The organism is Sphingomonas sp. BL-S-29, from assembly GCF_055521495.1.
In genome coordinates, this window is record NZ_CM145482.1 from 5,118,251 (window position 1) to 5,141,635 (window position 23,385).

A 23,385-nucleotide genomic window follows, 5' to 3' on the forward strand; every position below is an offset into this window, starting at 1 on the left:
CGCAATCGCCTCAATTCTTCCCCGGAACGGGGAGAGGGACCAGGAAGTGGTAGAGGGGCTTGGAGCGCAAGATGCGAACCCTTTGCGCCGGCTTTGCGAATTGCGATGGAGAGTTCCGGGCACGCACGCCGCGCTCCAAGCCCCTCCACCGCGCAAGCGCGGTCCCCCTCCCCGCTGTGCGGGGAGGAATAGAGGGAGGATCAGGTGTGTACCGCCAGCCATTCCTCTTCCGGCGCCCGCGCGGTGCGCAACCGGTTCGCCGGTTCCTTCTCATCCTCATGGCCGATCGCCATGCCGCAAAAGAGCATCCGCTCCGCCGGCGTGCCGAGGAAGCTGGTGATCGTCTCGGGATAGACCGCCCAGCATTCCTGCGCGCAGGTCGCGAGACCCCCCTCCACCGCCAGCAGCATCACATTCTGCAGATACATGCCGAGATCGGCCCATTGCGGCGGACCCATCTGGCGGTCGACGGTGCAGAACAGGGCGGCCGGAGCACCGAAGAACTGGAAGTTGCGTGCGAACCACATCCGCCGGGCCGCCTTGTCCTCGCGCGGGATGCCGATCTCGGCATACATCGCCTCCCCCACCGCGAAGCGCCGGTCGCGATAGGGCGCGGTCAGGTGCGGCGGATAGATCGCATAGGCATGCTCCTCGGTCTCGCCCGCGATCAGCTTCGCCATCATCAACGCCTTGAGGCTGGCCAGCGACTCGCCGCTCACCAGATCGATATGCCAGGGCTGGAGATTGCCGCCGGTTGCCGCCCGCGCTGCCTTCGTCACGATCTCTTTCAGGATTGCGCCGTCGACCGGCTTTTCCAGAAATCCGCGTACAGAGCGGCGTGCCGCTACGGCTTCCGTCACATTCATCGCGCAGCTCCATGTTTCGACGATCGGGTATGGCTTGTCACCCTTGCCCACCCGCCGGGATTGGGCAAGTATGGGTTGCAAATAGGAACTTTATGGAGAGTCGAGCATGGCTGAGGCCTATATCGTGGAAGCGGTGCGCACCGCGGGCGGCAAGCGTGGCGGCAAGCTCGCCGGATGGCACCCGGCGGACATGGGCGGCGCGGTGCTCGACGCGATCGTCGACCGCTCCGGGATCGATCCTGCCGCGATCGAGGACGTCATCATGGGTTGTGTCAGCCAGGGCGGCGAACAGGGCTTCCAGGTCGGGCGCGGCGCGGTGCTCGCGTCGAAACTGCCCGAGAGCGTGCCCGCCGTGTCGATCGACCGGCAATGCGGCAGCTCGCAACAGGCGATCCAGTTCGCGGCGCAGGCAGTGCTCTCCGGCACGCAGGACGTGGTGATCGCCTCCGGCGTCGAGAGCATGACGCGAGTCCCGATGGGTTCCACCGGCATGCTGTTTGCCCAGGCCGGCCTCGGCAAATCCAAGTCGCCACGCCAGGAAGCGCGCTATCCCGGCGTTCAGTTCAGCCAGTTCCTCGGTGCGCAGATGATCGCCGACAAATATGGCTTCGATCGCGACCAGCTCGACCGTTATGCGCTGGAGAGCCATCGCCGCGCTGCCGCCGCGACCGAGCGGGGTGATTTCAGGGACGAGATCGTCGGACTCGAGATCGTGACCCCCGAAGGCGAGGCCTGCCATCTGGTCGACGAAGGCATCCGTTTCGACGCTACCTTCGAGGGCATCCACTCGGTCAAGCTGTTGCAGGAAGGCGGAGTGATCTCCGCCGCCAATGCCAGCCAGATCTGCGACGGCGCGAGCGCGGTGCTGGTGGTGAGCGAACGCGCGCTGAAGGAGCATGGCCTGACCCCGCTGGCGCGCATCCACAACCTCACCGTCACCGGTGGCGATCCCGTCATCATGCTGGAGGAGCCGCTGTTCGCGACCGACAAGGCGCTGAAGCGCGCGGGCATGAAGATCGAGGATATCGACCTGTATGAGGTCAACGAAGCGTTCGCGCCGGTGCCGCTCGCCTGGCTGAAGCATGTCGGTGGCGATCCCGAGCGGCTGAACGTCAATGGCGGCGCGATCGCGCTCGGCCATCCGCTCGGCGCCTCGGGCACCAAGTTGATGGCCACTCTGGTCCATGCGCTGCACACGCGCGGGCTTCGCTACGGATTGCAGACGATGTGCGAGGGCGGCGGCATCGCCAACGTCACCATCGTCGAGCGGGTTTGACATATTTGTGTCCCCGCGAAGGCGGGGACCCAGTCTGGGCTCCCGCCTTCGCGGGAGCACAAGGGAGAATGGAATGAAACTCGACACCAACATCGCCGCCGTCGTCACCGGTGGCTCTTCCGGCCTCGGCGAAGCGACCGCGCGGGCGCTGGCGGCGAAGGGCGTGAAGGTCGCCATCTTCGATCTCCAGGCGGAGAAGGGCGAGAAGGTCGCGGCCGAGATCGGCGGCATCTTCTGCGAAGTGAACGTGACCTCGGACGAGAGCGTCGATGCCGGTTTCGCCAGGGCACGCGCGGTGAACGGGCAGGAGAGCATCCTGGTCTGCTGCGCCGGCACCGGCAATGCGATGAAGACGGCGAGCCGGTCGCGGGAAGATGGCAGCATCAGGCATTTCTCGCTGGAGGCGTTCAACTGGCTCATCCAGATCAACCTGGTCGGCACGTTCCGCTGCGTGGCGAAATCCGCCGCCGGCATGCTGACGCTGGAACCGGGCGAGGATGGCGAGCGCGGGGCGATCGTGATGACCGCGAGCGTGGCGGCCGAGGACGGGCAGGTCGGCCAGGCGGCCTATTCGGCGTCGAAGGGCGGCGTGGTCGGCATGACCCTGCCGATCGCGCGCGACCTTATGGGCGAGGGCATCCGGGTCAACACGATCCTGCCCGGCATCTTCAACACGCCGCTGATGCAGGGCGCGCCGCAACAGGTGAAGGACAATCTCGCCGCTTCGGTGCCTTTTCCGAAGCGGCTGGGGAACGCACCGGAATATGCGCAGTTGGCATTGGCGATGATCGAGAACAGCTATTTCAACGGCGAGGACGTCCGCCTCGACGGTGCCATCCGGATGGCGCCGCGGTAACCGCTTCCCTCCCCTTTCGGGAGGGGCTTGAGAGAAGGAACGATGGCCCGACCCGATCCATCCCGGCTGAACCCGGCGGCCTATCCGCACAGCGAGACGATCCAGACGCGATTCCAGGACCTGGATCCGCTCGGTCATATCAACAATGTCGCGATGGCGGCCTTGTTCGAAAGCGGGCGGGTGCGGTTCAACCAGGCGATGGAACTGTCGGGCTGGGCGGGGCATCGCTGGCTGGTCGCGCGGATCGAGATCAATTACCTCGCCGAGGGCAGTTTCCCGGCGGATGTCGAGATCGCGACCGGCATCGGGGAGATCGGCACCAGAAGCTGGCAGATCGTGTCCGCGGCCTTTCAGCAGGGGTTCGCGATCGCGACCTGCGACGCCTTGCTGGTGATGAGCGCCGCCTCGGGCGCGACCCGGCTGCCCGACGATTTCCGTGCCGGGCTGGAGAAATACCAGTTGCTGGTCGGCGCGCCCCTCCCCAATCTCTGAAGCGCCTCAATCTTTGAAGCGGGGCGCGCGCTTTTCCATATTGGCCATCACTGCTTCGACCTGATTGGGCTGGCGGATCACGCGCAACTGCTCGACCGTCTCGGCGTCGAGAATCGCCTTGGGATCGGCATCGGCGGCGAGGTTGAACAGCCGCTTCGACCCGCGCACCGCATGCGGGCTGCGCCCCGCGATCTCGTGCGCCAGCGCCATCGCGGCTTCGTGCGGATCGTCCGCAAGACGCGTGACGAAGCCATAGCCCAGGGCTTCCTCGGCGGTGAATTCGCGCGCGGTATAGGTCAGCTCGCGCAACACATCGTCGCGCGCCAGCGTCCGCCACAGCGCGATGCCGCCCATGTCCGGCACCAGCCCCCAATGCCCCTCGCGGATCGACATGCGCGTGCCGGGCGCGGCGATGCGGACATCGGCACCCGACATGATCTGGAACCCGCCGCCCAGCGCCACGCCGTGCACCGCCGCGATCACCGGCATGGGCAGCATGCGCCAGCCCCAGGACACCTGCTGCACCAGATTGGCGCCGTCCGGCCGCCGGCTGCCGAGATCGATGCCCGATCCGCCGCCCGCCATGCTCTGCATGTCGAGCCCGGCGCAGAAAGCGCGCCCTTCGCCCGACAGCACGACGGCGCGGACATTGGCCATGCCGTTCAGCTGGTCGATCGCCGCGGCGATGCCCTTGAACATCGCCGGATCGATCGCGTTCATCTTGTCGGCGCGAGTCAGGCGGACATCGGCGACATGGTCGGCAACGGTGATCGAGACGCGGTCGTTCATGGTCTTGTCCTTAATCCTCGCTCCCTCTGCCGTTCGTGTCGAGCGAAGTCGAGACACCGTTTTCCCAGAAAGGCGTCCCGACTTCGCTCGAAGCGAACGGCTGGCGGAAACCTAAACAATCCGGCCCCCGCCGACACCCCAATAGCGATCGCGCAGCAGGCGTTTGTAGAGCTTGCCCGTCGCGTGGCGCGGCAGTTCCCCGGTGAAATCGATCTGGCGCGGCGTCTTCACCCCCGAAAGCTCGGCGCGGCACCATGCCGTCAGCTCCTCCGCCAGTGCCGGGCCGGCCTCCGCCATGTCGACTGGCTGGACCACTGCCACCACCCGCTCCCCCATTTCCGGGCACGGCCCGCCGATCACGGCGACGTCCGCAACCCTGGGATGAGTGATCAGCCGGTTCTCGATCTCCTGCGGATAGATGTTCACCCCGCCCGAGATGATCATGAAGCTCTTGCGGTCGGTCAGGTAGAGATAGCCCTCCGCGTCGATCCGCCCGATATCGCCGAGCGTGGTCCAGCCCCGCGCGTTGCGCGCCTCGGCGGTCTTGTCCGGATCATTGTGATATTCGAACTGGCCCCCGCCCTCGAAATAGACCAGCCCCTCCTCGTCCGGCCCGAGCGCCTCCCCCGCTTCGTTGCAGATGTGCAGCACGCCGTATGCCGCCTTGCCGACCGACCCCTTGTGCGCCAGCCACTCCTCCGAGTTGATCGTGGTCAGGCCGTTCCCTTCCGATCCGGCATAATATTCGTAGAGCACCGGCCCCCACCAGGCGATCATCGCTTCCTTGATCGGGATCGGGCAGGGCGCAGCGGCGTGGATCGCCACCTTCAGGCTCGACAGGTCGAAGCGGCTGCGATCCTCCTCGCTCAGCTTCAGCATGCGCACGAAATGCGTCGGGACCCATTGGCTGGCCGTCGCGCCATAGGTCTCGATCGCGGCGAGCGCGGTCAGCGGCGAGAAATGCTGCATCATCACCACGGTGCCACCGAGCCGCAGCACCGTCATCGACCAGCGCAAGGGCGCCGCATGATAGAGCGGTGCCGGGCTGAGATAGATCGTATCCGGCCCGAGCCCATAGAGCCCGCGCGCGAGCATCATCAGCACGTTCGGCGCGGCGATCGCCGGATCCTCGGGTAGCGCGACACGAACGCCCTTGGGCCGGCCGGTCGTGCCGGAGGAATAAAGCATGTCGATCCCGGCGCGTTCGTCGGCGATCGGCGAGTCCGGCATCGCCGCGACCGCGTCCTCCCAGCGCGACCAGCCCGGTACCGCGCCACCGATCGTATAGCGCGCGACCCCGGCCAGTTCCGCGGCGAGCGGCCCGGCGACGTCAAGCCCGGCCGAGGCGACGACCAGCTTCGCGCCGCTGTCGCGGACGATATAGGCGACTTCGGGCGCGGTCAGCTTGGTCGAGATGCAGACATAGAACAGCCCGCTGCGCTGTGCCCCCCAGGCGACATCGTAGAATTCCGGCACATTCTCCAGGAACAGCGCAACCGTATCGCCGACGGCCAGCCCGACAGAGCGGAACAGGTGCGCCGCGCGGTTCGATCGCCGGTCGAGCTCGCCGAAGCTCACCGTCTCGCCGGTCTCCGCCACAATCAGCGCAGGCTTGTCCGGCGTCTCCGCGCCATGGATGCTGGGGTGCATCCGCCTCTCCTATCCGTTGTTCTTTGCAACCGAAGCTATACGGCGCCGGCCACCCCTGCAATCGCCCAAATAAGTCGATCGTGCGGACGGCTTTGCGGTTCACGCTGCACTGCGGTAGGGATTGTCGGATGACGATAATCGACGCCTTTCGTTTCGACCCCGAACGCTTCCTGCGCAACGGCGCCGGAGGCCATGGCAGGCGGCTGGGCCTCGACTATCATGCGCATGGTGCGGATTGGGTCGAGCTCGCACTCCCCTATAGCGAGGAGCAGATCGGCGAATCCGAAACCGGGGTGATCGCCTCCGGCCCGATCCTGTCGATGATGGACATGGCGACCAGCATGGCGGTGTGGCTGAAGCTCAACGCGTTCCGGCCGCACGCGACCTTGGACCTGCGCGTCGATTATCTCCGGCCGGCAACGCCGGGCAGGACGGTGATCGGGCACGGCGAATGCTATCGCATCACCCGCTCGATCGCGTTCGTGCGCGGCCAGGCGCATGATGGCGATCCCGACGATCCGCTGGCGCATGTCGCGGGTACGTTCATGGCGCCGGAGGGCTATTTGTGACCTTGCCCCCCTATGCCGACCTGCTCGGGCTGAGCATCGATCCCGATGACGATAGCATCTTGATCATGCCGTTCGAGGACGGGGTGCTGGGGCGTCCCGGTTTCCTGCACGGCGGCGCGATCAGCGGGCTGATGGAGATGGCGGCGATCGTCGCGGTGCAGCAGGCGCTTGCCGAGGAAGGCGGCGGCCGGATCAAGCCGATCAACGTCACGGTCGATTTCATGCGCGGCGGGCGCGACAAGCCGACCCGGGCGCAGGGCGTGGTGACCCGGCTGGGTACGCGTGTCGCCAATGTCGAGGCGACCGCCTGGCAGGACGATCGCACCAGGCCGATCGCGGCGGCGCGGCTCAACTATCTGATCGCGCGGCCATGAGCGACGCGCGGGCACAGGCCGAGACCTATGCCCGCGAGGCGCAACGCCTGCGCGATGCCGGCGATCATCATGAGGCCTTGAGCCGCCAGCGCCGCGCGGTGGTGCTGTGGCGCGATGTCGGCGACGTCGCCACATTGGCTCATGCCGTCCGCCATGTCGCCGACATCCTGATCGAAGCCGGGCGCGGCGAGGAAGCCGGCGCCGCGATCACCGAAATGCTCGCGCTCTACCGAGCCGCGGCCGACGTCCCACCGCTCGACGTCGCCAATGCGCTGCGCAGCGCGGCGCTCCAGGCCGAGGCGATCCAGGACAGCGACACCGCCTGGATCTTCTGGATCCAGGCCCGGGCGCGCTACAAGGAGCTCGACGCGCTATTCGAGGAAATGACCGGGACGCCGGGCAATCCGGGCGTCGCGGAGGCGGACGCGCATCTCGCGCGGTTGCGGGGCTAGATCGGCCGACGACCGATGTTTGAAGGTACCCCTCTCCACCGTTCGCCTTGAGCCTGTCGCAAGGCTGTTCTTCCTCGTCCAACCGGCGAATGGAAGAACAGTGCTTCGACAAGCTCAGCACTAAATGGGGGTCCGCCTGCTTCAGCGCGGCGTCAGCCGCATCAGATGCCCGCCGCTGCCGCGGCCGTCCTGCAACAGCCAGATCGCCCCATCGGGCGCCTGCGCGACATCGCGGATGCGCATGCCCATGTTCCACTGATCGGCCTTGGCCGCCTTGTCGCCCTCCAGCGAGACGCGGATCAGCGCCTGGCCGGACAGCGCGGCGATGAAGGCCGAACCCTGCCAGGCCGGAAACATCTTGCCCGAATAGATCATCAGCCCGCCCGGCGAGATCGAGGGATTCCACCAGATTTTGGGCGGCTCGAACCCGTCGCCCGGCGCGTGATCGGGGATCGGCGTGTCGTCGTAATTGCTGCCGTTCGACGCCTTGGGCCAGCCGTAATTCTTGCCGGGCTGGATCAGATTGACTTCGTCGCCGCCCTTCGGCCCCATCTCGATCTCCCAGAGCCGGCCGTCCCTGTCGAAGGAGAGGCCATAAGGATTGCGATGGCCGATCGACCAGGTTTCCGCGCGCGCGCCGCCGGCCGCATAGCTGGGATTGCCCGGCGCCGGCTTGCCGTCGAGCGTCAGGCGCAGGATCTTGCCGATCGCCTGGTCGGGGTCCTGCGACGGCGTGAAGCGCTGACGCTCGCCGGTCGAGAGATAGAGCAGCCGGTGGTCGGGCGAGAAGGCGATGTTGCCGCCGAACTGCTCGCCCGTGCCGTCGGACCCGGCGCGGAAGATCACCTGCAGCCCCTGGAGGCTCGGTGCGGCACCGTCCTTCAGGGTCGCGCGGGCGAGCGCCAGGCTCCGGCCGTTCGGGCGCGGCTCCGAATAGGACAGGTAGATCGTGCGGCTCTTCGCGAAATCGGGCGCGAGCGCGACGTCGAGCATGCCGCCCTGCCCGCCCGGCGCCACGGCCGGTACGCCGGCCACCTCCTTCACCCCACCATCGGTCGCCCGAAGCTTCAGCTTGCCGGGCTTCTCGGTGACGAGGATTCGGCCATCGGGCAGGAAGGCGAGCGCGAAGGGGGTGTCGAACTTGCCCTGTTCGCTCACCGCGAAGGGCAGACCGTCCGGCACCTTGAAGACGGCAGGGGCGTCCTGCGCAACGCTGGCGGTAGTGGCGCCGGCCAGGGCGAGAAGAGGCAAGGCGTACAAGGAGAATCGAGTCATGCCGGGCGAACTTTCATCGGGAGGTGTCGGCGCAACGATCCGATGGGCGGATCGCTGCATTCCGTTATACTATTGTCAGGCCTTGGCCGGCGTAAGCCTGATCAGCCGCCCGGCGGCGCCGCGTGTGCCATCCTCGATTAGCCAGATCGCCCCGTCCGGGCCCTGTTCCGCCTCGCGGATGCGATTGCCCATCGGCCATTGATCACCCTTCTTCGCGCTGGTGCCGTCCAAGTCGATGCGCAGCAGCGACTGGCTGGAAAGTCCGCCGATGAACGCGTCGCCCTTCCAGGCCGGGAACATGTCGCCCGAATAGATCATCATGCCGCCGGGCGAGATCGACGGGTTCCACCAGACCTTTGGCGCCTCGAAGCCATCGCCCGTCGCATGATCGGGGATGTCGCGATCGTCATAGTGGCTGCCGTTCGACGCCTTGGGATAGCCGTAATTCCTGCCAGGCTGGATGAGGTTGACCTCGTCGCCGCCCTTCGGCCCCATCTCCTGCTCCCACAGATTGCCCTGCGCGTCGAACGCAATGCCGAGCAGGTTGCGGTGACCATAGGACCAGATTTCCGGTTGTGCGCCGGCCTGCCCGGCGAAGGGATTGCCGGGCGCCGGCTTGCCGTCCGGGGTGAGGCGCAGCACCTTGCCGAGCGTCATGCTCAGATCCTGCGCCGGATCGAACTTCTGGCGCTCGCCATTGGTGAAGAACAGGTGTTGGCCGTCGGGCGAGAAGGCGATGCGGCCCGAATAATGGCCATTGCCTTCAACCGCGTGGCCGGCGCGGAAAATGACCGAGACATCGGCCAATGCCGGTGCCGCGCCCTTTTCGTCGAGCCGCCCGCGCGCGAGCGCCACTGCCTTGCCGCCGTCACGTGCCTCCGAATAGCTGAAATAGACCAGGCGATCCTTCGCGAAGCCGGGCGAGAGCACCACGTCCATCAGGCCGCCCTGGCCGGCGCTGTCGACGCCGGGGATCGTCGCAAGCGTCGCGACCTGCTTCGCATCGGCGGAGACGATCAGCAGCTTGCCGGCCTTTTCGGTGACCAGCAGCCGGCCGTCGGGCAGGAAGGTCATCGCCCAGGGCGACTCGAAATCCGCCATCACGGTTTCGGTGAAGGGCTTAGCGGCCGCCGCTGCATCCTGCGCCGGCGCGGTCGACGCTGAGCATGCGGTGGCGATGACCGCGGAGAGCGCCAGGATTGCATAGGAGGAGAATCGCGTCATGCAGGCAGCCTCTCGGTTCTTGAACCAGTCGCGGGCGAGTCGCGCACGTCCGCGAGCGGCGAGTTGCCGTATAGCCTATAGGATCATATCGCAGGATCAAGGCAGTCGGGCTGTCACTTTCGCCTCGTTGCGGGGGGCCTTGCCGCGCGGGCCATCCCGCCGTATATCGCCCTCACATTCTCTACATCGTTGTTGGTGAAGAGGTCGGGGCCACACGGTCCCGGCGACGAGAAGGCATGTTTCGAACCTGATGACGGACACCACGAAGCTGGCACAACTGATCGAGCCCGAGGCGAACGCCCTGGGATTCGATCTCGTGCGCGTGAAAATGTTCGGCAACCGGGACGACCTGACCCTGCAGGTGATGGCCGAGCGGCCCGACACCCGCCAGCTGACGATCGACGATTGCGCGGAACTGTCGCGTCGCATCTCCGACCTGTTCGACGAGAAGGACCCGATCCAGGAGGCGTACCGTCTCGAGGTCAGCTCGCCGGGGATCGACCGTCCGCTGACTCGGCTCGCCGATTTCCAGGATTGGGCGGGTCATGAGGCGCGCATCCATCTCACCGCGCCGGTCGATGGCCGCAAACAGCTCACCGGCTTCTTGAAGGGCGTCGAGGACGGGCGCATCACCATCGACGTGAACAAGCATGAGCCGATGACGATCGGCTTCGATCAGGTCGCGAACGCCAAGCTGCTGCTGACCGACGCGCTGATCGCCTCCACCCGCCCGCTGTCGCTGGACGGTGTCGAGGAAGAAGAATTCGAAGACCTAGAAGAGACGCCGGAAGGCGCCGAAAGCAACCCGGATGATATCATGAACGAAGGGCAAGACTGATGGCCACCGCCGTTTCCGCCAACAAGGCCGAGCTGATCGCGATCGCGAATGCCGTCGCCGCCGAGAAGATGATCGACAAGGGCATCGTGATCGAGGCGATGGAGGACGCTATCCAGCGCGCCGCCCGTGCCCGCTACGGCGCCGAGAACGACATTCGCGCGAAGCTCGATCCGACCTCGGGCGATCTGCGCCTGTGGCGCGTCGTCGAAGTGGTCGAAGCGGTCGACGATTATTTCAAGCAGGTGAACCTGAAAGAAGCCCAGAAGCTCCAGGCTGGCGCTGTCGTCGGCGACTATATCGTCGATCCGCTGCCCCCGATCGAGTTCGGCCGCATCGCCGCACAGGCAGCGAAGCAGGTGATCTTCCAGAAGGTTCGCGATGCCGAGCGCGAGCGGCAATATGAAGAATTCAAGGACCGCATGGGCGAGATCATCACTGGCGTGGTGAAGCGCGTCGAGTTCGGTCACGTCGTGGTCGATCTGGGCCGCGCGGAAGGCGTCATCCGCCGCGACGCGCAGATTCCACGCGAGATCGTGCGCGTCAACGACCGCATCCGTGCGCTGATCCTCAACGTGCGCCGCGAGAATCGCGGGCCGCAGATCTTCCTCAGCCGCGCGCACCCCGACTTCATGAAGAAGCTGTTCGCGCAGGAAGTCCCCGAAATCTACGACGGCATCATCGAGATCAAGGCTGCCGCCCGCGACCCGGGCAGCCGCGCCAAGATCGGCGTGATCAGCCATGACAGCTCGATCGATCCGGTCGGTGCGTGCGTCGGCATGAAGGGCAGCCGCGTGCAGGCCGTCGTGCAGGAAATGCAGGGCGAGAAGATCGACATCATCCCCTGGTCGCCCGACACCGCGACCTTCGTCGTCAACGCGCTGCAACCGGCCTCGGTCAGCCGTGTCGTGATCGACGAGGAAGAGGACCGCATCGAAGTCGTCGTGCCCGACGATCAGCTGTCGCTCGCCATCGGCCGCCGCGGCCAGAATGTCCGCCTCGCCAGCCAGCTGACCGGCAAGGCGATCGACATCCTGACCGAGGCCGACGCGTCCGAGAAGCGCCAGAAGGAATTCCTCGAGCGCACCGAGATGTTCCAGACCGAGCTCGACGTCGACGAGACGCTGGCCCAGCTGCTGGTCGCCGAAGGCTTCGGCGCGCTGGAAGAAGTCGCTTATGTCGAGGCCGACGAAATCGCCTCGATTGAGGGTTTCGACGAGGATCTCGCCGCCGAGTTGCAGAGCCGCGCGACCGAGGCGCTCGAGCGCCGCGAGGAAGCCAACCGTACGCTTCGCCGCGAGCTTGGCGTGTCGGACGATCTCGCCGCGATGCCGTACATCACCGAGGCGATGCTGGTGACGCTCGGCAAGGCGGGCATCAAGACGCTCGACGATCTCGCCGATCTCGCGACCGACGAGCTGGTGCAGAAGAAGCGCCAGGAACCGCGCCGCCGCAACGAGGACGCCCCCAAGCGCCCCGAGGACAAGGGTGGCGTGCTCGGCGAATATGGTCTGAGCGAAGAGCAGGGCAACGAGATCATCATGGCTGCCCGCGCGCACTGGTTCGAGGATGAGGAGGCACCCGCCGCCGAACCCGCGACCACGGACGAGGAAGCGTAAGCGCAGATGCCGTTCGTCAGCATCCGGATCGCGGGCACCGCGACGCACGACCAGAAAGCGGGGATCGTCGCTGACGTGACGCGTTCGCTGGTCGACCGTCTCGGCAAGCCCGCGGGCGCGGTGCAAATCGTGATCGAGGAAATCTCCACGGAGAATTACGGCGCTGGCGGTCTGCTTCTGGCCGACCGCGATGCGCCGAAGAGGGAGGACGCGCATGCGGTTCCCTCACAATGACGCGCTAGGGCTTCAGACAGGTACTGGCTCCCTTTCCTACTCCTCCCTTTCAAGGGAGGGGCAAGGGGTGGGTGAGCACCGCGCCGGGCTCGATGCCCGGCGCGGTGCTTCGCCGCGAGCGCTGAAGATTCTTTTGGGCGCGCAGACGCGCGCACCCACCCCCGTCCCCTCCCTTGCAGGGAGGGGCGAAGAACAATGACTGCCGCTGACCCCATCCGCCGCTGCATCCTGATCGGCGACCGCGCCCCGCGCGCCGCGCTGGTGCGCCTCGCGCTGTCGCCCGACGGCCATGTCCTGCCCGATGTCCGCGCCAAGGCTCCTGGCCGCGGGGCGTGGATCGGCGTGACCAGGGCCGAGCTCGAAACCGCGATGACCAAGGGCAAGCTCAAGGGCGCCCTCGCCCGCGCGTTCAAGACCGGCCCGGTGCTCATCCCCGACGACCTGCCCGCGCTGATCGAGGCCGCGCTCGAACGCGCTGCGCTCGACCGGCTCGGCCTCGAATCCCGCTCCGGCGGGCTGCTGATCGGCACCGAAAGGATCGAGACCGCCGCCCGTTCCGGCAAGCTTCACCTGCTGCTCCACGCCGCCGATGCGGGCGAGGACGGCAACCGCAAGCTCGACCAGGCCTGGCGCGTCGGAAAGGACGAGGAAGGCAGCGGGCTCAGGGGGTTGGCGCTGCCGGTATCACGCACCATATTGGCCGTGGCACTAGGACGGCAGAATGTGGTACATGTCGGCCTGACTGATCCCGATGCGGCGAAGCGGGTGGGCGAAGCGCTCCATCGCTGGCTGCATTTTATCGGCCCTGACCCGAGTACAGCGCCTTGCGAAACGGTCTCGCAGGGCGCAACGCCGTTTGAAACACAGCCGACGGATGGTGGCGCGTCCGATACGGCCGAAGATTGATCTACGAGGAATTTGAGTGAGCGATACCGACAACGAAAAGCCGAAACTGGGCATGCGCGCGCCGCTGGGGCTGAAGCGCACGGTCGAGACGGGCAAGGTGAAGCAGAGCTTCAGCCATGGCCGTTCCAACACCGTGGTCGTGGAAGTGAAGAGCCGGCGTGTCCTGCGGCGCCCCGGCGAGCCGGAAGCGCCCGTGGTCGAGGAAGCACCGGCGCCAGCGCCCGTCGCCGCCGCCCCGGTGCGCGCGCCCGAGCCGCCACGTCCGGCGCCCGTCTCGCCCGCCAATTCGCTGCTGTCGCGCCAGGAGTTGCAGACCAAGCTGCTCCGCGAGGCCGACGAGGCGCGGATGAACGCGCTCGAGGAAACCCGCCGCCGCGAAGAGCGTGATCGTCTCGAGGCAGCCGAGGAAGAGCGCCGCCGCGCCGAGGAAAATCGCCGCGCCGGCGACGCTCCGGATTCGCCCGCCGCCCCCGAGCAGCCTGCCCCTGCGCCCGCACCGGCCCCTGTCGAAGCAGCGGCACCCGAAGCGACCGCAGCGCCCGTAGCGGCAGCGGCACCTGCCGCGGCGCCTCCGGCCCCCGCGCCCGTTGCACCCGCAGCGCCGCCGCAGCCAATCACCGTTTCGCTCGATCCGAGTATGCCAGCGCCGCGCCGCTTCACGCCGGTTGCGCGCCCCGAGCGTCCGCGCCCGGCGCCTGCTCCCGTGGCGGCAGCACCCGCCGCGACGACCGCAACGCCAGCCGCCTCACCTGCCGGCGCGCCAAAGCGCCCCGGTCCGGTCAGCGCCGCGCCGAGCAATGACGGCCCTGGCCGTCCGCAGCAGCGCGACCGCAAGGGCGATGACCGCCGCACCGCCGGCAAGCTGACCGTCAACCGCGCCCTGGGCGACGGCGACGGCGCGCGTGCCCGTTCGCTCGCGGCGCTCAAGCGCGCCCGCGAGAAGGAACATCGCCGGATGGGTGGCCCGCGCGAGGCGCAGGCCAAGCAGATCCGCGACGTCGTCGTTCCCGAGGCGATCACCGTCCAGGAACTCGCCAACCGCATGGCGGAAAAGGGTGCCGACCTGGTCAAGGCGCTGTTCAAGATGGGCATGCCCGTCACGATCAACGCGACGATCGACCAGGACACCGCCGAGCTGCTGGTGACCGAATTCGGCCACAACATCACGCGCGTCAGCGATTCGGACATCGATCTCGCGAACGACACGCATGAGGAAGAGGACGGCGCCGCCGTGCCGCGCCCTCCGGTCGTGACGATCATGGGCCATGTCGATCACGGCAAGACCTCGCTGCTCGACGCGCTCCGCGGCACCGACGTGGTGAAGGGCGAAGCCGGCGGCATCACCCAGCATATCGGCGCCTATCAGGTCACCCTGAAGGACAAGTCGAAGATCACCTTCCTCGACACGCCGGGCCATGAGGCGTTCACCGAAATGCGCGCACGCGGCGCCAACGTCACGGATATCGTGGTATTGGTCGTGGCGGCGGATGACGGCCTGAAGCCCCAGACGATCGAGGCGATCAACCACACCAAGGCGGCCGGCGTGCCGATGATCGTGGCGATCAACAAGGTCGACAAGCCCGACGCCAATCCGCAAAAGGTCCGCGAGGCACTGCTGCAGTATGAAGTCGTGGTCGAGGAGATGTCGGGCGACGTCCAGGACGTCGAAGTCTCGGCGCTCAAGAAGACCGGTCTCGACGAGCTGATCGAGAAGATCCAGCTCCAGGCCGAACTGCTCGAGCTGAAGGCGAATCCGGACCGCGATGCCGAGGGCACCGTGATCGAGGCGAAGCTCGACAAGGGCCGCGGCCCGGTCGCGACCGTCCTCGTCAACCGCGGCACGCTCAAGGTCGGCGACGTGTTCGTCGTCGGCGCCGAGAGCGGCAAGGTCCGCGCGATGACCAACGACAAGGGCCAGCAGATCAAGGAAGCCGGCCCGTCCATGCCGGTCGAAGTGCTCGGCCTGTCCGGCGTGCCGCGCGCGGGCGATCAGCTGACGGTGGTCGAGAACGAGGCGCGTGCCCGCGAAGTCGCGGAATATCGCCAGAGCGTGATTACCAGCAAGCGCACGACCTCCGCGCCCGCCAGCCTGGAGAGCATGTTCTCCGCGCTGAAGGACAAGCAGGCGATCGAATATCCGCTCGTCGTCAAGGCCGATACGCAAGGTTCGGTCGAAGCGATCGTCAGCTCGATCAACAAGATCTCGACGGACGACATCAAGGCGCGTGTGCTGCACTCGGGTGTCGGCGGCATCACCGAGAGCGACGTCACCCTGGCGGGCGCATCGGGCGCGCCGATCATCGGCTTCAACGTCCGCGCCAATGCCAAGGCACGCGAGATCGCCGAGCGTCAGAAAGTCGCGTTGAAATATTATGACGTGATCTACGACCTGATCGACGACATCCGCGCCGGCATGGCGGGCGAGCTTGGCCCCGAGGCGTTCGAAACGGTCGTCGGCCGCGCCGAAATCCGCGAGGTCTTCTCGGCGGGCAAGCATGGGCGCGCCGCCGGTCTGCTGGTGGTCGAGGGCTATATCCGCAAGGCGCTCAAGGCCCGCATCACGCGCGACGACGTCATCATCTACAATGGCGAGATCGCGTCGCTGCGGCGCTTCAAGGACGACGTGGCCGAAGTTCGTGCGGGTCTGGAGTGCGGCGTGACCTTCGCCAGTCACACCGACATCAAGCCCGGCGACTTCCTCGAAACCTATGAAGTCGAGCTGCGCGAACGGACGCTGTAAGATGCGAATGATGCAGACCGGCACGGCGCTGGCCCTCGGGCTCGCGCTGGCCGGCTGCGGCGAGCCGACGATCGAATGGCAGCGCGCGATATCGCGCGACGGCCAGTATATCGCGACCGCCGAATATGATGCGCCGGTGCTCGACCGGAAGGACACTTATGTGTTCCTGCAATCGGGCCGGCCGTTCACGCGCGAGGCGGTGTATCAGAGCCCTCAGCACGATTGCGTCGTGCTGCGCTGGACGGGGCCGCGCGCACTGACGATCAGCCATCTGTCCGGCGTGCCGACACTGCGCAAGCCGGAATGGAAACCGCGCTGGGGCGGTGAGCCGGTCAAGATCAGCTACCGCGATTTCAGCCTGATCGGGCTGGCGCTGCCCCCCGAATGTATGGTGATGAAATGAGACCCGCCGAAACCCCCGAGACACGCTCCGTCCGCCTCCTCCGCGTCGGCGAGCAGGTGCGCCATACGCTGGCCGATATCCTCGCGCGCGGCGACGTACATGACGAGACCCTGGCGAAGCATGTCGTGACCGTCACCGAGGTCCGCATGTCGCCCGACCTGCGCCACGCCACCGTCTTCATCAAGCCGTTGCTCGGCAAGGACGAGGAAGCGGTGCTGAAGGCACTGCGCACCAACACCGCCTATCTCCAGCGCGAGGTCGCGGCGCGGGTGAACACGCGCTACGCGGCCAAGCTGAAATTCATCGCCGACGAAAGCTTCGACGAGGGCAGCCATATCGACAAGCTGCTGCGCGACCCGCATGTCGCCCGAGATCTCGAGCAGGACGAGGGCGAGGCCTGATCAGATCGCCGGCCGGTCTTTGGCCTGACGGATCAGCAGCGTACAGCTGAGCCACAGGATCGCGGCCGCCGAGAGGCCGACCACGCCCATGCGCTCATTCCCGGGTAGCACGAGCGCGCCCAGGCCGAGAACGATCAGCGCGGCGCCGGTCGCATAATAAAGAGGCACCGGGATACCGCGCGCCAGGGGCAGGAAATGCAGCCCGACGATGATGGCGATCACCGGCACGACAGCATCGCGCGCGCCGATATTCTGACAAATGGTGACCGCAACGAAGATCGCCACGCCTTCAACCGCGCTCCAGATCCCGACGAGCCGCCCGACATGGCCGCCCTGCGCGGCGGGCTCGCCGGCAGCGCGACGTCCCCACACGAGCAGCGTGCCGGAAATCGCCGCGGGAATCACCAGCGCCGCCCAGGGCAGGCCTTCTCCCGCCGCGCCCACAACGAACCAGATCGCAGCAAAGATTGTGAGAACCCAGATACCGCCGCGCATCGAAAACGCTCCTGAATTAGGGGCGCCAGTCTAGCATCCGGTGCCGCACCGTCCATCGGGATCGACGGTATTCGTTGCCGTCTACATGCCCGGCGCTATATTCTGATCCATGAAGGCCCAAATTCGTCTCTCTTCTCGGGGTAGAATCACGATTCCCAAGACCAATCGAGAGGAGCTTGGCTGGGCCGCCGGCACGAAAGTGATGTGGATCCGTCACCCCGACGGCTCGATCGAAGCGCGACACGCAGGGCTTTCGGGAAGCGGTGCATGACCGACCTGCGGTGGGCCTGCTAGATGGCGAAGCTCTATTTCTACTACGCCTCGATGAATGCCGGGAAATCGACCACTCTGCTCCAGGCCGATTTCAACTATCGCGAGCGCGGCATGCGCACCCTGCTGTTCACCGCGGCGATCGATGATCGGTTCGCGGCGGGAACGGTCACCTCGCGGATCGGGCTGGGGGCGGATGCGATCGCGTTCGACCGCGACACGGATCTCGCCGCGATCGTGGTGCGTGACGGCAAGGCGCCGCCCGCCTGCGTGCTGGTCGACGAGGCACAATTCCTCACCGCGGCGCAGGTCGACCAGCTCGCCAGTCTTGCCGATTTCCACGGGGTGCCGGTGCTCGCTTACGGCCTGCGCACCGATTTCCAGGGGCAATTGTTCGAAGGGTCGGCGCGGCTGCTCGCGATCGCGGATTCGCTGATCGAGATAAAGTCGGTCTGCGCCTGCGGGCGCAAGGCAACGATGAACATGCGCGTCGATGCGGAGGGGAATGCGATCCGCGAGGGCGCGCAGACCGAGATCGGCGGCAATGACCGTTATGTCGCGATGTGCCGGCGACACTTCATCGAGCGTACAGCCGGACTGGCGTAAACAACGCCCACTCCGGGTCCCGAGTCGAGGAATCGCCATGTTCAACCGCACCCTGCTTGCCCTGCCCCTTGCGGCGCTGTGTGCCGCCGCTGCGGTTGCGCAAACCACGCCGCCCGAGACCGGCAAGCCCGCCTCAATTCCGTTCGTGCAGTTCGATGGAATCCAGGACTTCCAGCCAGACGGCGACCGCGCGATCTATCTCCAGGATCGCGGCCGCAAATGGTATCATGCGACCATTCTCGGCCCCTGCCTCGGCCTGTCCTTCGCGACCAGGATCGGGGTGAAGACCAGCGGATCGAACTCGCTCGATCGCTATGGCTCGCTGCTGGTCGATGGCCAGGAATGCCGGATCGACGAGCTGGCGACGAGCGGCCCGCCGCCGAAAAAGGCGAAGAAGCCGAAGAAGGGCTGAGGGCCACGCTGGCGCATACCCGGTCGCGTCCCTAGATGCAGGCGATGGACATTCCCAACATCCTCTATTCGGCCGCGGTCTGGATCATCCCCCTGACCATCGCGATCGTGCTGCACGAGGTATCGCATGGCTGGGTCGCCAATGCGCTCGGCGATCCGACCGCGAAGCGGCTCGGGCGCCTGTCGGTCAACCCGATCACGCATGTCGATCCGGTCGGCACGATCCTGCTGCCGCTGTCGCTCGCCATCGCCAACCTGCCGGTGTTCGGCTGGGCGAAGCCGGTGCCGGTGGTGGCGAGCCGGTTGCGCAATCCGCGCATCCACATGATGCTGGTCGCGCTGGCCGGTCCAGGCATGAATATCGCGCTCGCGCTACTCGGTACCGTCGCCATCGCGATCTTCATGGCATTCTGGCCGGGCGGTACGCCAACCGGTGCGAGCGCCTTTCTGTCCGAGAATCTGATCAATTTCGTGATGATCAACGTGTTCCTGGCGATCTTCAACCTGCTGCCGATCCCGCCATTCGATGGCGGTCACGTCGTGCAGGGCCTGCTGCCCCGCCCCCTCGCGGCGCAGTATGCGCGGATCGGCCGTTATGGCTTCCTGCTGCTGATCTTCCTGCTCGTCATCCTGCCGATGATCGCGCCGAACGCGAATATCGTCGGGCGCCTGATCGGCCCGCCGGCCTGGGCGGTGATCAGTTTTTTGCTCGGGTCCGCCGGCCTGTCGGTCTGATCCGGTGCATGGCTGGATCATTCTCGACAAGCCGCTCGGGCTCGGCTCGACTCAGGGCGTGTCGGCGGTCAAGCGCGCGCTTCGCGCCGGCGGCTATGGCAAGCTGAAGGTCGGCCATGGCGGCACGCTCGACCCGTTGGCGACGGGGGTGCTGCCGATCGCGATCGGCGAAGCGACCAAGCTCGCCGGGCGCATGCTCGACAGCGACAAGGTTTATGACTTCACGATTCGCTTCGGGGTGCAGACTGACACGCTCGACCTGGAGGGCGCGGAGATCGCCTGGTCGGAGGTACGGCCGACACTGGCGGCGCTCGAGGCAGTGCTGCCCCGCTTCACCGGCCCGATCGAACAGGTGCCGCCGGCCTATTCGGCGCTGAAGGTCGACGGGCAGCGTGCCTATGATCTGGCGCGGGCGGGCGAGGAGGTGGTGCTGGCGAGCCGGTCAGTGACGATCCACAGTCTAAGCTCCTCCGGGGAGGAGCCAAGGGAGGAAGTTGAAGAGGCCACCCTCACCGCCCATGTCTCGAAGGGCACCTATATCCGCAGCCTCGCGCGCGACATCGCGCTGGCGCTCGGCACGGTCGGGCATGTCACCATGCTCCGCCGCGTGAAGGCCGGCCCGTTCACCCTGGCGGACTCGATATCGCTGGACAAACTGGACGAACTCGGCCATGGGCGCGCCCTTGAAGACAAACTCCTGCCCTTGAGGGCGGGGCTGGACGACATCCCGGCTCTCTCCCTCACCCCCGATCAGGCAGGGCTGCTCCGACAGGGGCGGGTGTTGATCGGGATCGCCGCAGACGATGGCCTCCACTTCGCGATATCGGACGATGTTCCGGTCGCTTTGGTGGAAGTTCTGGACCGCGAGGTCCGCGTCGTTCGCGGTTTCAACCTCTAAGCGAAAGGATCACGATGTCGATCACTCAGGAGCGCAAGGAAGCGCTCGTCAAGGACCATGCCCGCGCCGAAGGCGATACGGGTTCCCCCGAAGTTCAGGTCGCGATCCTCACGGAGCGAATCCGCAACCTGACCGAGCACTTCAAGGACCACAAGAAGGACAATCATTCGCGCCGCGGGCTGCTGATGATGGTCAACAAGCGTCGGTCGCTGCTCGACTATCTCCGTCACAAGGACGGTCAGCGTTACACCGATCTCATCGCGAAGCTCGGCCTTCGCAAGTAAGAAACCGGCGCCCTCGGGCGCCGTTTTCATATTCCAGATAAACCCCGCCATGCGCGGGGCCGCCAGCTCATCGACGAGACTGGACCCCGATCAGGGGACACAGGACAGGATGCAATTCGGCTGATTGTCCAGAGGCCGTGAAAGACCTCAAACCGCGCGGGCCGGTCAAGCCCGCACATAGGCCCCGGCACGCATTTGGCGGCCGGAGTTGAAGGAAATAAAATGTTCGATACCAAAACCGTAAGCATCCAGTGGGGCGGCAAGACCCTCACGCTGGAAACGGGCCGCGTTGCCCGCCAGGCCAATGGCGCCGTCATCGCGACGCTCGGCGAAACCGTCGTGTTGTGCGCGGTCACCGCCGCACGCTCCGTCAAGGAAGGGCAGGATTTCTTCCCGCTCACCGTCCACTACCAGGAAAAATTCTCGGCTTCGGGCCGCATCCCCGGCGGCTTCTTCAAGCGTGAGCGCGGCGCCACCGAAAAGGAGACGCTGACCAGCCGCCTGATCGATCGCCCGATCCGTCCGCTGTTCCCGGAAGGCTTTTACAACGAGATCAACGTCATCGCCCAGGTGCTGAGCTATGACGGCGAGAACGAGCCGGACATCCTCGCGATGGTCGCCGCCTCGGCCGCCCTCACCATCTCCGGCGTGCCCTTCATGGGCCCGATCGGCGCGGCCCGCGTCGGCTATGTCGATGGCGAGTATATCCTGAACCCGACCCTCGAGCAGACCAAGGAAGGCGATCTCGACCTCGTCGTCGCCGCCACCGGTGGCGCCGTGATGATGGTCGAATCCGAAGCCAAGGAACTGTCGGAAGACGTGATGCTCGGCGCCGTGCAGTTCGCCCACAAGGCGTGCCGCGAAGCCGTCAACGCGATCATCGATCTCGCCGAGCAGGCCGCCAAGGAGCCTTGGGAAATGGCCGAGCAGGCCGACCTGACGGCCGCCAAGGACAAGCTGAAGAAGCTGATCGGCAAGGACATCGCCACCGCCTACAAGGTGACCGACAAGTCCAAGCGTTCGGACCTGCTGAACGAGGCCCGCGCCAAGGGCAAGGCGGCGTTCGCCGACGCGACCCCGCAGGACCAGATGGCCGCCGGCAAGCTGATGAAGAAGCTGGAAGCCGAGATCGTCCGCGGCGCCATCCTCAAGGACGGCCAGCGCATCGACGGCCGCACCACCACCCAGATCCGTCCGATCGAGGCGATGGTGCACTTCCTCCCGCGGACGCACGGCTCGGCCCTGTTCACGCGCGGCGAGACTCAGTCGATCTGCACCACCACGCTCGGCACGCGCGACGCCGAGCAGATGATCGACGGCCTGACCGGCCTGTCCTACGAGCATTTCATGCTGCACTATAACTTCCCGCCCTATTCGGTCGGGGAAGTCGGCCGCTTCGGCGCGCCGGGCCGTCGCGAAGTTGGCCATGGCAAGCTCGCCTGGCGCGCGCTGCATCCGGTGCTGCCGTCGAAGGAAGAATTCCCCTACACGATCCGCGTCCTCTCCGACATCACCGAGTCGAACGGCTCGTCGTCGATGGCGACGGTGTGCGGCGGTTCGCTGTCGATGATGGACGCAGGCGTGCCGCTGAAGCGCCCTGTCTCGGGCATCGCGATGGGCCTGATCCTGGAAGGCAAGGACTTCGCCGTCCTGTCCGACATCCTGGGCGACGAGGATCACCTCGGCGACATGGATTTCAAGGTGGCGGGTACGTCCGAGGGCATCACCACGATGCAGATGGACATCAAGATCGCCGGCATCACCGAAGAGATCATGCGCGTCGCGCTGAACCAGGCCAAGGAAGGCCGTGCGCACATCCTGGGCGAGATGGCCAAGGCGCTCGACCATACCCGTGAGGAACTGTCGGCCCACGCACCGCGCATCGAGACGATTACGATCGACAAGTCGAAGATCCGTGACGTCATCGGCACCGGCGGCAAGGTGATCCGCGAGATCGTCGCCACCACCGGCGCCAAGGTCGACATCGATGATGAGGGCGTGATCAAGGTCAGCTCTTCGGATTCGGCGCAGATCGACGCAGCGATCGCCTGGATCAAGGGCATCGTCGAGGAAGCCGAAGTCGGCAAGATCTATGACGGCAAGGTCGTCAACCTGGTCGATTTCGGTGCGTTCGTGAACTTCATGGGCGGCAAGGACGGTCTCGTCCACGTCTCGGAAATCAAGAACGAGCGCGTCGAGAAGGTTGCCGACGTTCTCAGCGAAGGCCAGGCCGTGAAGGTCAAGGTTCTCGAGATCGATCCGCGCGGCAAGGTCCGCCTGTCGATGCGCGTCGTCGATCAGGAGACCGGTGCCGAGCTGGAAGACACCCGTCCCGCCCGCGAGCCCCGCGAAGGCGGTGATCGCGGCGATCGTGGCCCCCGCGGCCCGCGCCGTGATGGCGACGGCGGTCGTGGCCCGCGTGGCGATGGCGGCGGTCGTGGCGATCGTGGCCCGCGCCGCGATGGTGACGGCGGCCGTGGTCCCCGTCGCGATGGCGGCGGTGCCCGGGACGAGGGCCGCGGCCCGCGCCGCGAGCGCAGCGAAGGCGGCAATGATGACGGCCCCGCGCCGGAGTTCGCACCCGCCTTTCTGACCGGCGACCGCGACTAAGCGATCCCGGTTCCGCAAGGACAAATGAAGAGGGGCCCGGGAAACCGGGCCTTTTTTTCTTTGATGAAGGATGGCGCCAGCCCACCCACAACCGTCACCCCGGACTCGTTCCGGG

26 protein-coding genes are annotated in these 23,385 nt (G+C 66.4%); 20 read left to right on the forward strand and 6 right to left on the reverse strand.

Translation table 11 applies throughout. The annotated features are described in order from the left end of the window. Positions 1 to 200 precede the first annotated feature (200 nt). On the reverse strand, positions 201 to 866 hold the full coding sequence (locus tag ACZ1I2_RS24070; protein WP_465175559.1) for a nitroreductase: 666 nt from the start codon (positions 864 to 866) through the stop codon (positions 201 to 203). A gap of 106 nt (positions 867 to 972) precedes the next feature. On the opposite strand from ACZ1I2_RS24070, the gene ACZ1I2_RS24075 reads away from it, so the two are divergent. From ACZ1I2_RS24075 to ACZ1I2_RS24085, 3 genes are all read left to right on the forward strand, one after another. Continuing rightward, positions 973 to 2,142, forward strand: coding sequence for an acetyl-CoA C-acetyltransferase (locus ACZ1I2_RS24075; RefSeq protein ID WP_465175558.1), 1,170 nt, complete (start codon positions 973 to 975; stop codon positions 2,140 to 2,142). Between the two features lie 73 nt (positions 2,143 to 2,215). Beyond that, entirely contained in the window at positions 2,216 to 2,998 is a 783-nt protein-coding gene (locus ACZ1I2_RS24080) for an SDR family NAD(P)-dependent oxidoreductase (protein WP_465175557.1), read from the forward strand. 42 nt (positions 2,999 to 3,040) lie between these two features. Further along, the gene (locus ACZ1I2_RS24085; RefSeq protein ID WP_465171685.1) at positions 3,041 to 3,490 is read left to right on the forward strand and encodes an acyl-CoA thioesterase; all 450 of its coding nucleotides are present in this window, start codon (positions 3,041 to 3,043) and stop codon (positions 3,488 to 3,490) included. A gap of 6 nt (positions 3,491 to 3,496) precedes the next feature. Here ACZ1I2_RS24085 and ACZ1I2_RS24090 read toward each other — a convergent pair whose 3' ends face one another. Beyond that, entirely contained in the window at positions 3,497 to 4,279 is a 783-nt protein-coding gene (locus tag ACZ1I2_RS24090) for a crotonase/enoyl-CoA hydratase family protein (RefSeq protein WP_465175556.1), read from the reverse strand. Between the two features lie 111 nt (positions 4,280 to 4,390). After that, positions 4,391 to 5,929 (reverse strand): acyl-CoA synthetase, encoded by a 1,539-nt coding sequence (locus ACZ1I2_RS24095; protein ID WP_465171683.1) that lies wholly within the window; start codon positions 5,927 to 5,929, stop codon positions 4,391 to 4,393. A gap of 128 nt (positions 5,930 to 6,057) precedes the next feature. Between ACZ1I2_RS24095 and ACZ1I2_RS24100 the strand changes: the two genes are divergently transcribed. The 3 genes from ACZ1I2_RS24100 to ACZ1I2_RS24110 are packed head-to-tail and all read left to right on the forward strand — an operon-like array spanning position 6,058 to position 7,324. Further along, entirely contained in the window at positions 6,058 to 6,498 is a 441-nt protein-coding gene (locus tag ACZ1I2_RS24100) for a PaaI family thioesterase (RefSeq protein WP_465171682.1), read from the forward strand. Next, entirely contained in the window at positions 6,495 to 6,872 is a 378-nt protein-coding gene (locus ACZ1I2_RS24105; protein ID WP_465171681.1) for a PaaI family thioesterase, read from the forward strand. Before ACZ1I2_RS24100 ends, ACZ1I2_RS24105 begins: the two co-directional genes overlap by 4 nt. Next, positions 6,869 to 7,324, forward strand: coding sequence for a hypothetical protein (locus tag ACZ1I2_RS24110; RefSeq protein ID WP_465171680.1), 456 nt, complete (start codon positions 6,869 to 6,871; stop codon positions 7,322 to 7,324). The genes ACZ1I2_RS24105 and ACZ1I2_RS24110 overlap by 4 nt, the downstream gene beginning before the upstream one ends. A gap of 141 nt (positions 7,325 to 7,465) precedes the next feature. On the opposite strand, the gene ACZ1I2_RS24115 is transcribed toward ACZ1I2_RS24110, so the two are convergent. Together ACZ1I2_RS24115 and ACZ1I2_RS24120 are read right to left on the reverse strand one after the other, a co-directional pair. Beyond that, positions 7,466 to 8,599, reverse strand: coding sequence for a PQQ-dependent sugar dehydrogenase (locus ACZ1I2_RS24115; protein WP_465175555.1), 1,134 nt, complete (start codon positions 8,597 to 8,599; stop codon positions 7,466 to 7,468). 75 nt (positions 8,600 to 8,674) lie between these two features. Continuing rightward, complete coding sequence (locus ACZ1I2_RS24120) at positions 8,675 to 9,823, reverse strand: PQQ-dependent sugar dehydrogenase (protein WP_465175554.1); 1,149 nt, start codon at positions 9,821 to 9,823, stop codon at positions 8,675 to 8,677. Positions 9,824 to 10,073: 250 nt separating this feature from the next. Between ACZ1I2_RS24120 and rimP the strand changes: the two genes are divergently transcribed. The 7 genes from rimP (at position 10,074) to rbfA (ending at position 16,961) form a co-directional block, all read left to right on the forward strand. Continuing rightward, positions 10,074 to 10,661, forward strand: coding sequence for a ribosome maturation protein RimP (rimP, locus tag ACZ1I2_RS24125; RefSeq protein ID WP_465175553.1), 588 nt, complete (start codon positions 10,074 to 10,076; stop codon positions 10,659 to 10,661). After that, positions 10,661 to 12,277, forward strand: a complete 1,617-nt coding sequence (gene nusA, locus ACZ1I2_RS24130) for a transcription termination factor NusA (RefSeq protein WP_465171676.1) — start codon at positions 10,661 to 10,663, stop codon at positions 12,275 to 12,277. Before rimP ends, nusA begins: the two co-directional genes overlap by 1 nt. A gap of 6 nt (positions 12,278 to 12,283) precedes the next feature. Next, positions 12,284 to 12,511, forward strand: a complete 228-nt coding sequence (locus ACZ1I2_RS24135; RefSeq protein ID WP_465171675.1) for a tautomerase family protein — start codon at positions 12,284 to 12,286, stop codon at positions 12,509 to 12,511. Positions 12,512 to 12,706: 195 nt separating this feature from the next. Then, positions 12,707 to 13,417: a DUF448 domain-containing protein gene (locus ACZ1I2_RS24140; protein ID WP_465171674.1), complete on the forward strand. Its 711-nt coding sequence runs from the start codon at positions 12,707 to 12,709 to the stop codon at positions 13,415 to 13,417. Between the two features lie 16 nt (positions 13,418 to 13,433). Beyond that, complete coding sequence (infB, locus tag ACZ1I2_RS24145; RefSeq protein ID WP_465171673.1) at positions 13,434 to 16,157, forward strand: translation initiation factor IF-2; 2,724 nt, start codon at positions 13,434 to 13,436, stop codon at positions 16,155 to 16,157. Between the two features lies 1 nt (position 16,158). Continuing rightward, positions 16,159 to 16,560 (forward strand): hypothetical protein, encoded by a 402-nt coding sequence (locus ACZ1I2_RS24150; protein WP_465171672.1) that lies wholly within the window; start codon positions 16,159 to 16,161, stop codon positions 16,558 to 16,560. After that, the gene (gene rbfA, locus ACZ1I2_RS24155) at positions 16,557 to 16,961 is read left to right on the forward strand and encodes a 30S ribosome-binding factor RbfA (protein WP_465171671.1); all 405 of its coding nucleotides are present in this window, start codon (positions 16,557 to 16,559) and stop codon (positions 16,959 to 16,961) included. The genes ACZ1I2_RS24150 and rbfA overlap by 4 nt, the downstream gene beginning before the upstream one ends. Here rbfA and ACZ1I2_RS24160 read toward each other — a convergent pair whose 3' ends face one another. Further along, a complete protein-coding gene (locus ACZ1I2_RS24160) occupies positions 16,962 to 17,456 on the reverse strand; it encodes a DUF7010 family protein (protein ID WP_465171670.1) in 495 nt (164 codons plus the stop codon). A gap of 109 nt (positions 17,457 to 17,565) precedes the next feature. On the opposite strand from ACZ1I2_RS24160, the gene ACZ1I2_RS24165 reads away from it, so the two are divergent. The 7 genes from ACZ1I2_RS24165 (at position 17,566) to pnp (ending at position 23,270) form a co-directional block, all read left to right on the forward strand. After that, positions 17,566 to 17,727, forward strand: a complete 162-nt coding sequence (locus ACZ1I2_RS24165) for an AbrB/MazE/SpoVT family DNA-binding domain-containing protein (protein WP_465171669.1) — start codon at positions 17,566 to 17,568, stop codon at positions 17,725 to 17,727. A gap of 23 nt (positions 17,728 to 17,750) precedes the next feature. Continuing rightward, entirely contained in the window at positions 17,751 to 18,332 is a 582-nt protein-coding gene (locus tag ACZ1I2_RS24170) for a thymidine kinase (protein ID WP_465171668.1), read from the forward strand. Between the two features lie 37 nt (positions 18,333 to 18,369). Beyond that, positions 18,370 to 18,744 carry a DUF6491 family protein gene (locus ACZ1I2_RS24175; protein ID WP_465175551.1) on the forward strand — a complete coding sequence of 125 codons (375 nt, stop codon included), beginning with the start codon at positions 18,370 to 18,372 and terminating at the stop codon, positions 18,742 to 18,744. 44 nt (positions 18,745 to 18,788) lie between these two features. Further along, positions 18,789 to 19,478 (forward strand): site-2 protease family protein, encoded by a 690-nt coding sequence (locus ACZ1I2_RS24180; RefSeq protein WP_465175550.1) that lies wholly within the window; start codon positions 18,789 to 18,791, stop codon positions 19,476 to 19,478. A gap of 4 nt (positions 19,479 to 19,482) precedes the next feature. Further along, complete coding sequence (truB, locus tag ACZ1I2_RS24185) at positions 19,483 to 20,376, forward strand: tRNA pseudouridine(55) synthase TruB (protein ID WP_465175549.1); 894 nt, start codon at positions 19,483 to 19,485, stop codon at positions 20,374 to 20,376. A gap of 14 nt (positions 20,377 to 20,390) precedes the next feature. Continuing rightward, positions 20,391 to 20,660 (forward strand): 30S ribosomal protein S15, encoded by a 270-nt coding sequence (rpsO, locus tag ACZ1I2_RS24190; protein ID WP_465171664.1) that lies wholly within the window; start codon positions 20,391 to 20,393, stop codon positions 20,658 to 20,660. Positions 20,661 to 20,882: 222 nt separating this feature from the next. Further along, entirely contained in the window at positions 20,883 to 23,270 is a 2,388-nt protein-coding gene (gene pnp, locus ACZ1I2_RS24195) for a polyribonucleotide nucleotidyltransferase (protein WP_465175548.1), read from the forward strand. Positions 23,271 to 23,385: the final 115 nt, after the last annotated feature.

Coding starts and splice junctions, on each gene's coding strand:
- ACZ1I2_RS24110 (WP_465171680.1), top strand. CDS start 6,869: ATGAGCGACGCGCGGGCACAGGCCGAGACCTATGCCCGCGAGGCGCAA.
- ACZ1I2_RS24085 (WP_465171685.1), top strand. CDS start 3,041: ATGGCCCGACCCGATCCATCCCGGCTGAACCCGGCGGCCTATCCGCAC.
- ACZ1I2_RS24115 (WP_465175555.1), bottom strand. CDS start 8,599: ATGACTCGATTCTCCTTGTACGCCTTGCCTCTTCTCGCCCTGGCCGGC.
- ACZ1I2_RS24170 (WP_465171668.1), top strand. CDS start 17,751: ATGGCGAAGCTCTATTTCTACTACGCCTCGATGAATGCCGGGAAATCG.
- pnp (WP_465175548.1), top strand. CDS start 20,883: ATGTTCGATACCAAAACCGTAAGCATCCAGTGGGGCGGCAAGACCCTC.
- ACZ1I2_RS24095 (WP_465171683.1), bottom strand. CDS start 5,929: ATGCACCCCAGCATCCATGGCGCGGAGACGCCGGACAAGCCTGCGCTG.
- rpsO (WP_465171664.1), top strand. CDS start 20,391: ATGTCGATCACTCAGGAGCGCAAGGAAGCGCTCGTCAAGGACCATGCC.
- ACZ1I2_RS24100 (WP_465171682.1), top strand. CDS start 6,058: ATGACGATAATCGACGCCTTTCGTTTCGACCCCGAACGCTTCCTGCGC.
- ACZ1I2_RS24080 (WP_465175557.1), top strand. CDS start 2,216: ATGAAACTCGACACCAACATCGCCGCCGTCGTCACCGGTGGCTCTTCC.
- ACZ1I2_RS24150 (WP_465171672.1), top strand. CDS start 16,159: ATGCGAATGATGCAGACCGGCACGGCGCTGGCCCTCGGGCTCGCGCTG.
- ACZ1I2_RS24120 (WP_465175554.1), bottom strand. CDS start 9,823: ATGACGCGATTCTCCTCCTATGCAATCCTGGCGCTCTCCGCGGTCATC.
- ACZ1I2_RS24140 (WP_465171674.1), top strand. CDS start 12,707: ATGACTGCCGCTGACCCCATCCGCCGCTGCATCCTGATCGGCGACCGC.
- ACZ1I2_RS24180 (WP_465175550.1), top strand. CDS start 18,789: ATGGACATTCCCAACATCCTCTATTCGGCCGCGGTCTGGATCATCCCC.
- ACZ1I2_RS24175 (WP_465175551.1), top strand. CDS start 18,370: ATGTTCAACCGCACCCTGCTTGCCCTGCCCCTTGCGGCGCTGTGTGCC.
- rbfA (WP_465171671.1), top strand. CDS start 16,557: ATGAGACCCGCCGAAACCCCCGAGACACGCTCCGTCCGCCTCCTCCGC.
- ACZ1I2_RS24135 (WP_465171675.1), top strand. CDS start 12,284: ATGCCGTTCGTCAGCATCCGGATCGCGGGCACCGCGACGCACGACCAG.
- ACZ1I2_RS24160 (WP_465171670.1), bottom strand. CDS start 17,456: ATGCGCGGCGGTATCTGGGTTCTCACAATCTTTGCTGCGATCTGGTTC.
- ACZ1I2_RS24090 (WP_465175556.1), bottom strand. CDS start 4,279: ATGAACGACCGCGTCTCGATCACCGTTGCCGACCATGTCGCCGATGTC.
- ACZ1I2_RS24070 (WP_465175559.1), bottom strand. CDS start 866: ATGAATGTGACGGAAGCCGTAGCGGCACGCCGCTCTGTACGCGGATTT.
- nusA (WP_465171676.1), top strand. CDS start 10,661: ATGGCCACCGCCGTTTCCGCCAACAAGGCCGAGCTGATCGCGATCGCG.
- rimP (WP_465175553.1), top strand. CDS start 10,074: ATGACGGACACCACGAAGCTGGCACAACTGATCGAGCCCGAGGCGAAC.
- ACZ1I2_RS24075 (WP_465175558.1), top strand. CDS start 973: ATGGCTGAGGCCTATATCGTGGAAGCGGTGCGCACCGCGGGCGGCAAG.
- ACZ1I2_RS24165 (WP_465171669.1), top strand. CDS start 17,566: ATGAAGGCCCAAATTCGTCTCTCTTCTCGGGGTAGAATCACGATTCCC.